9 protein-coding genes and 1 CRISPR repeat array (1 of these 10 only partly in view) are annotated in these 13348 nt (G+C 58.1%); all 9 genes read left to right on the top strand.

Annotated elements, in window-relative coordinates; genetic code table 11:
* Positions 1 to 450: 450 nt before the first annotated feature.
* Positions 451 to 1266, top strand: coding sequence for a phosphatase PAP2 family protein (locus tag OIS53_RS04260; RefSeq protein WP_264681155.1), 816 nt, complete (start codon positions 451 to 453; stop codon positions 1264 to 1266).
* Between the two features lie 255 nt (positions 1267 to 1521).
* Positions 1522 to 2187, top strand: a complete 666-nt coding sequence (locus tag OIS53_RS04255; RefSeq protein ID WP_264681154.1) for a CRISPR-associated endoribonuclease Cas6 — start codon at positions 1522 to 1524, stop codon at positions 2185 to 2187.
* Between the two features lie 41 nt (positions 2188 to 2228).
* Complete coding sequence (gene cas8a1, locus OIS53_RS04250; protein ID WP_264681153.1) at positions 2229 to 3674, top strand: type I-B CRISPR-associated protein Cas8b1/Cst1; 1446 nt, start codon at positions 2229 to 2231, stop codon at positions 3672 to 3674.
* Between the two features lie 12 nt (positions 3675 to 3686).
* A complete protein-coding gene (gene cas7i, locus OIS53_RS04245) occupies positions 3687 to 4781 on the top strand; it encodes a type I-B CRISPR-associated protein Cas7/Cst2/DevR (protein WP_264681152.1) in 1095 nt (364 codons plus the stop codon).
* The gene (gene cas5b, locus OIS53_RS04240) at positions 4769 to 5548 is read left to right on the top strand and encodes a type I-B CRISPR-associated protein Cas5b (RefSeq protein WP_264681151.1); all 780 of its coding nucleotides are present in this window, start codon (positions 4769 to 4771) and stop codon (positions 5546 to 5548) included. The genes cas7i and cas5b overlap by 13 nt, the downstream gene beginning before the upstream one ends.
* Positions 5532 to 7904, top strand: coding sequence for a CRISPR-associated helicase Cas3' (gene cas3, locus OIS53_RS04235; RefSeq protein ID WP_264681150.1), 2373 nt, complete (start codon positions 5532 to 5534; stop codon positions 7902 to 7904). Before cas5b ends, cas3 begins: the two co-directional genes overlap by 17 nt.
* A gap of 5 nt (positions 7905 to 7909) precedes the next feature.
* Entirely contained in the window at positions 7910 to 8419 is a 510-nt protein-coding gene (cas4, locus tag OIS53_RS04230) for a CRISPR-associated protein Cas4 (protein WP_264681149.1), read from the top strand.
* Between the two features lie 124 nt (positions 8420 to 8543).
* Positions 8544 to 9551 carry a type I-B CRISPR-associated endonuclease Cas1b gene (gene cas1b / locus OIS53_RS04225; RefSeq protein ID WP_264681148.1) on the top strand — a complete coding sequence of 336 codons (1008 nt, stop codon included), beginning with the start codon at positions 8544 to 8546 and terminating at the stop codon, positions 9549 to 9551.
* 1 nt (position 9552) lies between these two features.
* Complete coding sequence (cas2, locus tag OIS53_RS04220) at positions 9553 to 9816, top strand: CRISPR-associated endonuclease Cas2 (protein ID WP_264681147.1); 264 nt, start codon at positions 9553 to 9555, stop codon at positions 9814 to 9816.
* 198 nt (positions 9817 to 10014) lie between these two features.
* Positions 10015 to 13348: direct repeats of the CRISPR family, unit length 29 nt; unit sequence GCTTTAATCGGACTGTGTGGAATTGAAAT; it runs 1474 nt beyond the window's last position.

Genomic DNA, 13348 nt, shown 5'->3' with positions numbered 1-13348 from the left:
GGGCACGCACCTTTGTTTTGCAGGCTTTAGCTGCCGGAATTCGGTGCAAATGCTACGCTATAGCCTGTCACAATTTGCGGGGAATTGGACTTGGCCAGGCACCGGGCATCTAAGACATTTGCATATCCCTCCTGCTCGCTGGGGTTCCTTTCCCGGTGAGCTTCCGCTCCCCGTCCCCTTTTTCACAACCATGCGCGGAAGTCGAAAAGCTTGCTTTTCGGCTTCCGCGTATGCGCTTCTGGCTGGTTTGGTGGTGGGCGTTTGCTTCTTGACTTGCCCTGTCGGGGCGGGCTACCGGGGTAGAGGTAGCGGGGAAACCGGCGAGCTGTTGGCCGGGAGTCAGGCCTGAACGGCCGTCATTTTCCGTGGGGTGTGCTTATTTGCGTAGCCGCCCGCAACTACGCCTGGCTTTCACAGGCGTGAAGCTGGCCATACCCACATATTGTCTTTATGCTGGAATTCTCTTCTGCCCGCCTGGTGGTAGGGCCGCTGGCCCTCAGCGCCGTTTGCTGCCTGCCCGTGGCGGCCCAGCAGGTGCCCGCCGCCCCCGCCGCCGATACTCTGCACAAGTACGAACAGCCCGCCGACCAGCCCGCCCCACCGCGGCCCTGGTACCGGGGCAAGCTGGTCAAGGCCACCATCGTGCCGGCTGCCCTCATCGGCTACGGCGTGTCCACCATCTACGACCGGGGCTTTTATAGCAGCTACGACGCCCGCCGCGACATCCAAAAGCAGTTTCCCAACTTCCGCACCCGCGTCGACGACTTTCTCATCATCGCCCCTTACCTGGAGCTGGGCGCCGCGGCCCTGGCCGGCGTGGAGTCGCGCGACGACCGAATCAACACCCTGCTGGTGATTGGCAAGTCGGAGCTGATTTTCGGGGTGCTGACCACCGTGCTTAAGAAAACCACGGGGGTGCTCCGCCCCGACGGCACCACCCGCAACGCGTTTCCGTCGGGCCACACGGCGCAGGCGTTTCTGGCGGCCAGCATCGTGCACACCGAGTTTCGGCACAAAAGCCAGTGGTACGGCGTGGGCGCCTACACCATCGCCACCAGCGTGGCCGCCCTGCGCATGCTCAACAACCGCCACTGGCAGTCCGACGTGTTTGCCGGCGCCGGCATCGGCATCTTGTCGGCGCACCTGGGCTACCTCTCCCACCGCTACCGCTGGGGCCGCAAGCCGCGGCTGCTGGGCCTGCAGGCCTCGCCCATGGTGTGGCCCGGCGGCACGGCCGGCCTCACTGTGGTGTGGCGGCCGCAGTAATAGGAACCTCGGCTGGATTGTGGAGCATCCACTCCTGCCCGCTCAACCAGAGCTTCACTGCCGTGAATAGAGACCAAATAGTCAACAGTAAAATGTTCTATTTCTAGAGATTATAGAATAAATTAGAAACTCATGGAGGTTTATAAAAAAATATTGCTTTGAAGTATTGTTTAGCAAACAACAAAATACAGATATTACCGCATCTTATCCGGATGAGCAAAAACTGCTTGCTGGAATATTACAACAAATTATCCTATGCGTTTGCAGCTGTACCTAACAGCCAGTCAAGCTGTTCCATTTGACCATCTCGCTACGCTGAAAGGCGCTTTCCACCGTTGGCTGGGTCACAACGATGAGCTGCATGACGGCCTCTCCCTCTACTCCCTCTCTTGGCTGCGCGGCAGCCGGGGCAGCCGCGGCGGCCTCTGGTTCCGCGACGGCGCCCATTGGAGCATCTCCGCCCACGACCCCCAGCTGATTCACGCCTTGGTTGGGGGCGTTATCCGGGAGCCCAATCTGGGTCTGGGCCTAACCGTACGCGACGCCCGACTGGTTAATGCTCCAGCATTTCAGGACGGTGAGCAGTGGTTTCGCGTGCTCAGCCCCGTTTTTGTTAAGTGGGAAACGGAGCCCGGCCAGCCCGCCGACCACCTCACCTACCTCGACCCGCGCGCCGACGAGCTGCTCACCGCCACCCTGTGCCACAAACTCCGCCAGGCCGGCCTCGACGACGCCGGTGCGTCCGTCCGCTTCGACCGGAATCATGCCGGTGCCAAGACTAAGCTCTTCCGCTATAAGCAGGTGCAGTGCCGTGCCAGCCAGTGCCCGGTTATCATCACCGGCACGGCCGAGCAGATTCGGTTTGCCTGGTGCGTAGGCGTAGGCAATAGTACCGGGCTGGGGTGCGGAGCGCTGGAGTAGGGTTTTACACGGCTTTGTTGACTTGTTAGTACTGCATCCTTATGGAAGTACAGAATACAACTGTTCCCGCAATTCTCACCCAATCCGGCGACCCATTTGCCGACGTGGGTGCGGCGGTGTTGCGCAAGCTACTGGCGCAAAACCCGGAGTGGACGCTCAAACAGGTGCTGCACTTCGCTACCGATGTGTACGTGCAAAGCTGGCAGGGCAAGCTGCACGCCTTCTTCCTGAACTCGGGCATCACTAACCCATCCAACAAAGGCAAAGAAACCGAGCGGACGCTGGAATACTACGAGCCGCTGCTGGAAGATGCGGCAGCCGCCGGAACAGGGTGGTGCCGGGTTTCGGGCCGCAACGAAGTGCTGCTGCCAGCCGGGCGCGAGAATCAGATATTGGCCGGCTCCGGTACTTTCCTGAACTTCAACCACGGCCTGGAGCAAGGCTTGCGCGTGGGGCGGAGCACCCTGCTACACCTGTATTTCGCGCCGCTGGGCTGCATTGAGGTAGGCGGCAATCCAGCTCTGGTACACAGCAGCCAGCCGGACGTGACGGCGCTGCTGGCGGCCAAAAACCTCAAAGAGAACCTGCGGCCCACCAACGCGGAGCTGAAGCCGGGGCTAGCAAAATCAACCCGCAGCAATGCCGCCAACACGCTCTTCAGGTTCGTTGACGACATTTTGCTAGAAGTAGAAAAGGCTAGTCTTCAACTTCCAGCTGGCCCGGCTCCGGCCCTCACGCTGTACAACTTCACCAACTTCGGCGCCAAGCCCGACGTGACCTTGCACCATCTGTCGGCCTGGGTTTTCGACTTCTACCGACAGGTGATGAGCGTGTTCAAAGAGCCCTGGACGTGGTTTGTGCGGGCGCACTACCGCCACAGCAAGTTCCGGAGTGCCCGCGCCCGGCCAGACAGCACCGCATTGCTGGTGCCCGGCAAGCCCAACGAAGCACCTGCGGTGGTGGAGCCGGCCGTGTACCAGGCGTGGCCCAACAGCGTGTACCTGCGGCTGATTCAGGGCCAGAGCCTACTACCACTAATGCGGGCCTGGGCGCGCCACCAGCCGTTTCCTTTTGAATTAACCGCCTTTTACTGTCAATACCTGCTGGCTATGGACCGCAAAACCCTCGACTTAATTGCGCACGTGGCTCGCTACGTGGCCACTGAAACCGACGATTCTGCCATCAAGCGCACTCTTACGCGCCTGAGCACAGCCCGCACCGGCAGCGAAGTGCGCCTGCTGCTAGTGGGCCTGCAACGCCGCAACTACGAAACCAACCAGCAAACCACCGAGCCGCTGCTCCGCCTAGAAGACTACGTGCGCTATCTGTTCCCGGACGGCACGAGCTGGCGAGAAATCCGGGACCTACTGCTGATTTCGCTCTACGAGCAACTGCACCTGAGCAACCGCCACGTGGAGCTGGAAGAAGGGCTAGAAGAAGTGGGCGCCGGCTCCGACGAACACGAACAGGATACCGACCAAGAATAAGCTGCTTTCTCCATGAAAAACCTCAAAACGCAGGGCTTCGTGCTGCTCGATACTGACGTGGCCGCGCTCAACAACTCCGGTAAGGATACACAGAGCAACTACGACAACGCCGTGGCCACCAAGAAGATTATGAAGGGCCGCAACACCCACGTGTACGTGTCGGGCCAGGCGTGGCGCTACTGGTGGCGGCAAACGCTGCAAAAGGACTGCGACTGGAATATGTCGCCGGTGGAACGCACCAGAGACGTAGCCTTTACCGAAGCCAACCCGCTGCAATACGCCGACGACGACGTGTTTGGCTACATGCGCGCCACTAAAGATGATGACGTGGACCCCGCCACTGGGCAAACCAAGTTGGATAAGAAAGGCAATCCAGTTAAGGTGGATGCCACCGTTACGCGGGTGTCGCCGCTCAAAAACTCGGCCCTGATTTCGGTGGGCTCAGTGCAAACGGCGCACTCCTGGTCGGTGATGTCGCGTATGGATGGCAACCCCGTGCCTTACGTGAAGGAGGAGTACGGTACTGTACTGAAGGGTATGTTTTCTATTGATTTGCAGCAGGTGGGCACATTTGCCACCTACAACCGCACTGGCTTCAAGAACCTCACGGCCAGCTTGCAGCAGAAAGCCCTGCAAAACGGCGGCGAGCTGGTGCCCGACGAAACCATGCGCAACCCCAAAGGCGAGGCGCAGCAGCTCGTGCGCCTGCCTCGCCCCACGCGCTTGCAACGGGTGCAGGACGCGCTGCGGGCTCTAAAAACCATTACGGGCGGGGCCATGCAAACTAACAATTACACCGACGTAACGCCCAAGTTCATTGTGCTGGCCACGTTGCAAAGCGGCAACCACCCTTTCGGCCACATCGTGCGCAGCGGCGGGCTGTTCGGCACCGAAACCGTGTTCGACAAAGAGGCTCTTAGCGAAGCCCTGCGCGACTACGCCGACCAGCTACAGGGCACCGTGTTCGTTGGGCGGCGGCGCGGCTTTATGGAAGAAGAGTTTGCTGATCTCGCCGCGTGGGCCCAAGACTTTCCGCAAGTGCGGCTGGGCTCGGTGGTAGAGGCCATCGAAGGGTACTGCCAGGAGCTAGAGCAATGGATGCCCTAGCCCCCGCCCCGCGCCCGGCGTACCGCGTCCGGCTGAGTAGCTGGACGTGCAGCTTCCGCTACCCCAACCTCATCAGCGGCTTTCAGCCCACGCTGCACGTGCCCCCGTTGAGCACGGTGCTGGGCCTGCTCAACGCCGCCGCCGGCCGCTACCTGCCCCACCAGCAGTTGGAGCTGGGTTACGTGTTCGACTTTGCCGGGCTGGCCGTGGACGTGGAAACCATCTGGATGGTAGCCGGGGCCAAGCGCAAAAACGCCCAAAAGGAAGACGTAGTGGTGGCCTCCAACAACGTCAAGTCCAACCCCGTGCGGCGGGAGTTCTTGTTTGAAGGCCACCTTACGCTGTATTTGTTTGACGAGGCGCTGGCCGCGGCGTTCCGGCAACCGGCATACCAGCTGCTGCTGGGCCGCTCCGGCGACCTGGCCACCGTGGACGACATCCGGCAAGTGACGCTGCACCCGGTGGCGGGCCCGGCTCGGCTGCGCGGGCAGGTGGTGCCCCTGCATCCCTACTACCTGCCCGGCCAGGTGCAGGCCCTGCCGCAGTATTTCACCAACACGCTGCCGCGCCAGAACTTGGGCACCCAGGCGTACTCCGTACTCAGCCCCCGCGAAGCCGCGGTGGAAGCCGCAGTACCCGCCTGGTACGACGCCGACGCCCGCGACGAGGCTGCAGCACAGCGCCGCCAGCAGGTGGGCAGCCGCCCCGAAGCGCCCGACATCTTTTTGCACCAGTTACAGCTTGCCGCCTATGCCGCAGCCGGGTAAGCTGCTGGCCAAATCGGCCCGCGACGGGGAGGAGGCCCTGTCGCTGCCGCAGCACATCATGGACGTGCTGCTGGTGCGGCAGCTGCTGCGCGCACAGTTTCCGAAAGCCGCCGCGGTGGCCGGGCCGTGGTTTTGGGACGACCTGTGGTGGGCCCTACTGCTGCACGACGTAGGCAAGGCCCACCCAGAGTTTCAGAAGCTACTGGCCGATAAGCCGAACCAGTGGGAGCACCAGCGGCACGAGCTGTTCTCGCTGCCGCTGGTGGCCGCGCTGGTGCCCGACGAGCAAAGCCGGCGGCGCGTGCTGTGGGCCGTAGCCGGCCACCACCGCGACTTTCAACGGCTATACGCCTTTCTGGCCGAGCGGTACCGGGAGCTGAACCCGATGTTGCAGCACCTTCGCGCGCAGCGCACCTTCGCTGCCGATTTTGAGCACGTGCCCCTGGCTGATATTCGTGGGGTGCTAGGTATTTGGAACGTGGCCGTGCCGAAAACCGTGGCTCCGATCGACCCCAAAACCATCGTGCAGCTTCCCGCCGAAGGCTACCACGTGGCCCAGCCCGACGGCCTGGCGCTGACGCTGCTCGCCGGTGCCTTCCAACACTGCGACCACCTTGGCTCGGCGCGGGTGCATCAAATCACTGCCCTGAACACGGCCCGGTTCAAGCCGTTTGACGACAAGCTGAAAGGTTGGACGCTGCATCAACACCAGCAGGACGCTGCCCGCACCCACGGCCACGCCCTGTTGACGGCCCCTACCGGCGCGGGCAAAACCGAAACCGCCCTGCTGTGGTTGCGACGCCAGGTGCAGCCCGGCGAACTAAGTGTTACGCGCCTGTTCTACGTGCTGCCCAACCGCGCCTCCATCAACGCCATGCACCGGCGCTTGGAACAAGAGTTGAACGGCGACGTGACGGCCGTGCTGCACGGCAAAATGACCGATTACCTGTACCGAACCGCCACCGCACTGGAAGACGGCCCCGTGAAGCGCGGGCGTAGGGCCCGGCAGCTGCGCGACCAGTTCCGCACATTGGCCCGCCCCGCCAAGACGATGACGCCCTTTCAGGCCATCAAGCACCTGTACGGCCTCAAAGGTTTTGAAAAAGGCTGGTTCGAGTGGGTCGGCGCTTGTTTCGTGTTCGATGAAATTCACGCCTACGAGCCCAAGCTGTTCGCCGAAATCATTTTTCTGATTCGGTTGCTGACCACGCGGCTGCAAGCGCGGGTGCTGGTGATGACGGCCACCCTGCCCGACCACCTGCGCGCTGAGCTGGCCCAGGCCCTGGGTGAGCATACCGCGTTGCAGGCCGCGCCCAGCTTGTACCCGGCCTTTAACCGTCACCGCGTGCAAGTGCTGCCCGGCTGCCTAACCGAAAACCTTGACCTTATCAAACAGCGGCTGCAAAGCCCGAACTCAGCCGGCAAGCCCACGCGGGTGCTGGTGGTGGCCAACACCGTGGCCGAAGCGCAGGCAGCGTTTCAGGCGTTGCGCAGCCTCGTACCCGACCGCGCCCCTAGCAACCCGGCGGCCGTGCTGCTGCACGGCCGCTTCACCACCCGCGACCGGACGGACAAGGAAACGGCCCTGGAAGATTCGGAAAACATTCAGCTGCTGGTGGGCACGCAAGCCATTGAAGTCAGCCTGGACATTGATTTTGACGCCATCTTCACCGAGCCGGCCCCGCTCGATGCCCTCATCCAACGCTTCGGCCGCGTGAACCGCCGCCGCCAGAAGGGCCTGGCCGACTGCTTTGTTTTCGCGGAAGCCAACGACACCGACAAATTCATTTACCCGAACCGGGAGGCCGTGGCGCGCACCCTGGAAAAGTTGCGCGAAGCCGAAGCTGTGGGCGGTACGCTGGCAGAAAGCGCCCTGTCCGGCTACCTGGCGCACGTATACCCCGGCTGGCAGCCCAAAGAAAAGGCCACCTACGACCACCACCTCGCTTTGCTCGACAATCATCTGAAAAGCCTGCAACCCTTCTCTGCCGACCCCAACCGGGAGGAAGACTTTTACAAGCAGTTCGACGGCGTACCGGTAGTGCCACAGTGCCTGGAAGCAAACTACCTGCGGCTGATGGCAAAGGCCAACTTCATTGAGGCCGAAGCAGTGGCGGTGAGCATCCGCGGCGGACGGTTTGCCGGCGAAAAAAGCAAAGGGTTTATCGAGCAGCGGACAGCCGTTGTTGCTTCATCAGGTGCCGCTGAGGAAAACCCTGGTCTGACCACTGTTCCGTTTTACATCATCAACCGACCTTATAGCTCGGACTTGGGCCTGCAATTTCAGGTCGAAGAGTTTCGGGACGATTTTGAGGGCCAGAGCGCTTATGATGCTTCTGACGCTGTTCTGGATTAATAATTATGCGCATCATCACCGCTACCCACGTCAAGTACTACCACGTCTGCCACCGCAAGCTGTGGCTGTTTGACCGGGACCTGTGGATGGAGCATACTTCCGAGGCCGTGCAGGGTGGCGAGCTGCTGCACCAGACGGCCTACCCCCAGCGGGCCGAGCGGTACCGGGAAATCAGCCTCGGCGGCAGCAAGATTGATTTCTACGACCCACACCGTCGCGTGGTGCACGAAATCAAGTCGTCGCAGAAGCTGGAAGAGTCGCACGTGGCCCAGCTCAAATACTACCTCTGGCTACTGGAAGAAGCCGGTGTGGAAGGCCCCACGGCCATTCTGGAGTACCCCAAGCAACGCCAGACCCTGCACGTCTCGCTCACCGCCGACGACCGCACGGCCATTCAGCAGTGGCTAACCGGCATCCGGCAGCTACAAGCCGAAGAAGCTCCCTGTCCGCCCACTATCAATAAGCCCTTCTGCCGCCAGTGCAGCTACTACGACTTCTGCTACGTGGGCGAGTGAGTGGTGAGGTGAGAAATAACGAGGTGGTGCCCACTTGCCCATTAACGCCTGCCCCAATGTACAGCCGCAGGTGAGTTGCCTACAACAGCTGCTACACCCGTCAAATTCAATACATCCGTGGTCTATGCGAAAAACCTACTACCTGTTTAACCCCGGCCGGCTGGCCCGCAAAGACAACACCCTACAATACACGGCCTACGACGAGGACGGTCTGCCGGGCCAGGTAAAGTACCTGCCCGTAGAGGACGTGGCCGACCTATATGTGTTCGGCTCGCTGGATGCCAACTCCAGCTTGTACAACTTTCTGGGTAAGCAGGGTATCTCAGTGCACTTCTTCGATTACTACGAGCACTACACCGGCTCGTTTATGGCCAAGGAGTATCTGCTGGCCGGCAAGCTACAGGTGCAGCAGACCCAGCACTATATCTCCAAGCCCAAGCGGATGGCGCTGGCCCGTAAGTTTGTGGAGGGTTCGGCCTTCAACTTGCTCAAAAACCTGCGCTACTACCAGGGCCGGGGCCGCGACGTGGCCGTGTACATCGACCAGATTGAGGGCTACGTGGCCGCCCTTCCCCACGCCGCGGCCGTGCCCGAGCTGATGGGGCTGGAAGGCAACATCCGCCAAACCTACTACGCCGGCTTCGATAGGCTGGTGCCGGGTGACTACAGTTTCGGCACGCGCACCACCCAGCCGCCGCAGAACGAGCTGAACGCACTGATGTCGTTCGGCAACATGCTTTGCTACGCAGCCTGCTTGTCGCAGATTTACCACACCCAGCTCAACCCTACCATCAGCTTCCTGCACGAGCCGGGCACTCGCCGCTTCTCCCTGGCTCTGGATTTGGCCGAGGTCTTCAAGCCCCTGCTGGTGGACCGGCTCATCTTTCGGGTGCTCAATAAAAAAGAAATTCAGCCCAAGGACTTCGTGCAGGACCTGGGCCGGTGCGTGCTCAAAGAGCCCGCCCGCAAAACGGTAGTGCGCGTGTTTGAGGAACGACTGAAGGAAACGATTCAGCACCGCAGCCTCAAGCGCAGCGTCAGCTATCAGCACCTAATCAAGCTGGAATGCTACAAGCTCACCAAGCACCTGATGCAGCTGGAAGAGTATAAACCCTTTAAAGCCTGGTGGTAAGATGTACGTATTATTGGTATATGACATCAAGGAAAAGCGCGTGGGCAAAATGCTCAAGCTCTGCCGCCGCTATCTGAACTGGATTCAGAACTCGGTGTTTGAAGGCGAAATCACGGAGGTCAAGTTGAAGGAACTGCTGGCCAAAGCCGCCGACTTCCTGGACACAGACGAGGACAGCGTACTTGTTTTTAAAAGCCGCAGCCAGGAATGGCTACAGAAACAGGTCCTGGGCAAGGAGCGGAACCAGTTGGATACGTTTCTATAAACCAGACCCGAGGTCGTCGCTCTCTCCCTGGCAGCCTAATGTTGCCTTCATCAGTCACCGCCTACCGCTCAAGTAACTGAGCATCAGCAGTCGTCGATACCCCAGCAAAATCATATCATTTCCGACCGACGACTTTACACTTTCTTTTCATCACCTAAATAGTAGCTTTACACGCTCAAATGTGGCTTTTCGTCACGGGCTTTAATCGGACTGTGTGGAATTGAAATAGGAAAAACGCCGCCGCAAAGCCGCCCGCAAACTGCGGCTTTAATCGGACTGTGTGGAATTGAAATGCAGGTAGCGCGTATCGGGCGGGGCGGGCGTGGAGGCTTTAATCGGACTGTGTGGAATTGAAATAAAGCGGGTCAGCCTTTAGGCGACCCGCTTATCTATGCTTTAATCGGACTGTGTGGAATTGAAATAGTTTGTGTCAACGCTAGCCCCAACGAGGTAAATCGGCTTTAATCGGACTGTGTGGAATTGAAATAAGTCAGGGAGCTTTGCTGGGCTCCGGGCTGCTGCAGCTTTAATCGGACTGTGTGGAATTGAAATTTACAGCAGGACTATCCGCCCTGGGCGTTACCTCCGCTTTAATCGGACTGTGTGGAATTGAAATTAGCCCACAAGCTGCGGACGGGCCTGTACACGGAAGCTTTAATCGGACTGTGTGGAATTGAAATTGGCGAAAGCTTTGGCAAACGCACCGCGGCGGCCAATGGCTTTAATCGGACTGTGTGGAATTGAAATTCAAAAAAGCCGTGCTGTTTTGCAGAGCCGTTCCGAGGCTTTAATCGGACTGTGTGGAATTGAAATTGGAACAAGTCCTGGGCTTGCTGCACACGTGGGGGCCCGCTTTAATCGGACTGTGTGGAATTGAAATTGAAATTCTACTCGGTGGCCCGCGAAGCCCAGGCGGAGCTTTAATCGGACTGTGTGGAATTGAAATTGCTGTTTTGCAGAGCCGTTCCGAGTGGGGCGGCTCGCTTTAATCGGACTGTGTGGAATTGAAATGATTGTTCATGGCCTGGTACACGGTGCGGGCCAGGGGCTTTAATCGGACTGTGTGGAATTGAAATCTGAGATAGTCTTTTGGGTTTTCCATGAGGGTACGAGCTTTAATCGGACTGTGTGGAATTGAAATAAGACTTGGAACTTATCAAGAAGGTAGAGTCCAAGCGCTTTAATCGGACTGTGTGGAATTGAAATAGGATTTGGGGGCGTTCATCGAAAAGCGAGTAAGGGGGCTTTAATCGGACTGTGTGGAATTGAAATTTGAGATAGTCTTTTGGGTTTTCCATGAGGGTACGAGGCTTTAATCGGACTGTGTGGAATTGAAATGTTATGCCGAGCTTGCGCAGGGCCTTGTACACCGGCGCTTTAATCGGACTGTGTGGAATTGAAATGGGTGCTGGCCGGCTGCGAATCGAAGGCCCGGCCCCGGCTTTAATCGGACTGTGTGGAATTGAAATAGAGCACGGAAAGACGGTGCATTGCCAGCAGATTGAGCTTTAATCGGACTGTGTGGAATTGAAATGGAATCCTCAACATCGGGACCGGCAAGGGTGCCCTGGCTTTAATCGGACTGTGTGGAATTGAAATTGACCTACACGGATGGCACTGAAATGGAGTACTTGAGCTTTAATCGGACTGTGTGGAATTGAAATTAGGTTTCAGCGCGGGCCAGTGCGGATTCCGTGTGCGCTTTAATCGGACTGTGTGGAATTGAAATTTAGTCGCGCCAGCGACGGCACGGTAACCGGCGTGACGCTTTAATCGGACTGTGTGGAATTGAAATCCTCTGGAAAGGGCACTCAGCACCCGGCGGGTGTCGGCTTTAATCGGACTGTGTGGAATTGAAATAGTAGGAGCAGCCCGCAAATGCTGAACAGTACCTTCGCTTTAATCGGACTGTGTGGAATTGAAATTAGTTAGAGCCGCGAAGCTCCAGGTTGTCGAGGCCAGCTTTAATCGGACTGTGTGGAATTGAAATGCAAGTACACCGCCACCTATTTAAATAAGGGCAGTGCTTTAATCGGACTGTGTGGAATTGAAATTGGGCGAGGGGTCGGCCGAGTACAAGAAGGTTACGCGCTTTAATCGGACTGTGTGGAATTGAAATCAGGCACCAAGTGGCTGGCCTTCCCTTGTGGTTGCAGCTTTAATCGGACTGTGTGGAATTGAAATGCTACAACAACGGCGTGGCGTTCCTCATCCGGTACGCGCTTTAATCGGACTGTGTGGAATTGAAATGTTAATTTCTGCGGGTCATAAAGCCTTTGCGGTGGGCTTTAATCGGACTGTGTGGAATTGAAATTTACAACGTGACGCAATCTGCTACACTGGTAGACCAGCTTTAATCGGACTGTGTGGAATTGAAATATGGTCGGGGCCCGGCAGGGCGACCTGGAGTGGAAGTGCTTTAATCGGACTGTGTGGAATTGAAATTGTGGCGAGCAGTGGCCCGATTGCCGTGTTTCTGCAGGCTTTAATCGGACTGTGTGGAATTGAAATTGAAGCTCCGTCACGCTGGCGGGGTGGACGTATTGGTGCTTTAATCGGACTGTGTGGAATTGAAATAGCAGCGTGAGCATCGCGGTGGCAAAGAAGCCGTTGCGGCTTTAATCGGACTGTGTGGAATTGAAATAACTGCGCGGCCAGCAGCAGCAGCACCTCGCTCTGCGGGCTTTAATCGGACTGTGTGGAATTGAAATACACGGCTCAGGTGGAGCGCACGGCAAATAGTGCCGCTTTAATCGGACTGTGTGGAATTGAAATACGTGGTGAACTCCTGGAGTTCTTTGGCGCCGGGGCGCTTTAATCGGACTGTGTGGAATTGAAATTTGCCAGCTGGGTCAGCACGCCCGGCTGGCCTTCGCTGGCTTTAATCGGACTGTGTGGAATTGAAATTCTTTCACGTACACCACCGACTCGCTGCCATCGGCGTGCTTTAATCGGACTGTGTGGAATTGAAATGTTATGCCGAGCTTGCGCAGGGCCTTGTACACCGGCCGCTTTAATCGGACTGTGTGGAATTGAAATAAGTGGCAGGCAGCCAGCACGCACACCGCCCGGCACGCTTTAATCGGACTGTGTGGAATTGAAATCAAAAGGCAAAAAGTCTTTCTATTTCGGACGAATCGCTTTAATCGGACTGTGTGGAATTGAAATATGCTGCACAGCACGCCTGAGCAGGCCAGCATCCCGGGCTTTAATCGGACTGTGTGGAATTGAAATGAAGGTGATGAGCCGGAAGGCGCTGACGCTGATGGCGCTTTAATCGGACTGTGTGGAATTGAAATCAAGAATACGCAGCAGAACTACGCCTTCCGGGGCATGCTTTAATCGGACTGTGTGGAATTGAAATGCAAGCAGGGCAGCCGCCTGACCGTGCAGGGTTACCGCTTTAATCGGACTGTGTGGAATTGAAATACGCCAACGGGGAAGTTGTCACTGCTGAGCAGTTAAAGCTTTAATCGGACTGTGTGGAATTGAAATTGTATGGCCGGGATTCCCTGGAACGCTACGGCCCGCG

This window comes from Hymenobacter sp. YIM 151500-1 (assembly GCF_025979885.1).
Lineage (GTDB): Bacteria > Bacteroidota > Bacteroidia > Cytophagales > Hymenobacteraceae > Hymenobacter.
This window is presented reverse-complemented; position numbering and strand designations above follow the sequence as displayed.

Excerpts from the sequence above, each read along its gene's own strand:
- OIS53_RS04255 (WP_264681154.1), top strand. The coding sequence starts at position 1,522 with ATGCGTTTGCAGCTGTACCTAACAGCCAGTCAAGCTGTTCCATTTGAC.
- cas2 (WP_264681147.1), top strand. The coding sequence starts at position 9,553 with ATGTACGTATTATTGGTATATGACATCAAGGAAAAGCGCGTGGGCAAA.
- cas5b (WP_264681151.1), top strand. The coding sequence starts at position 4,769 with ATGGATGCCCTAGCCCCCGCCCCGCGCCCGGCGTACCGCGTCCGGCTG.
- cas3 (WP_264681150.1), top strand. The coding sequence starts at position 5,532 with ATGCCGCAGCCGGGTAAGCTGCTGGCCAAATCGGCCCGCGACGGGGAG.
- cas1b (WP_264681148.1), top strand. The coding sequence starts at position 8,544 with ATGCGAAAAACCTACTACCTGTTTAACCCCGGCCGGCTGGCCCGCAAA.
- OIS53_RS04260 (WP_264681155.1), top strand. The coding sequence starts at position 451 with ATGCTGGAATTCTCTTCTGCCCGCCTGGTGGTAGGGCCGCTGGCCCTC.
- cas7i (WP_264681152.1), top strand. The coding sequence starts at position 3,687 with ATGAAAAACCTCAAAACGCAGGGCTTCGTGCTGCTCGATACTGACGTG.
- cas8a1 (WP_264681153.1), top strand. The coding sequence starts at position 2,229 with ATGGAAGTACAGAATACAACTGTTCCCGCAATTCTCACCCAATCCGGC.
- cas4 (WP_264681149.1), top strand. The coding sequence starts at position 7,910 with ATGCGCATCATCACCGCTACCCACGTCAAGTACTACCACGTCTGCCAC.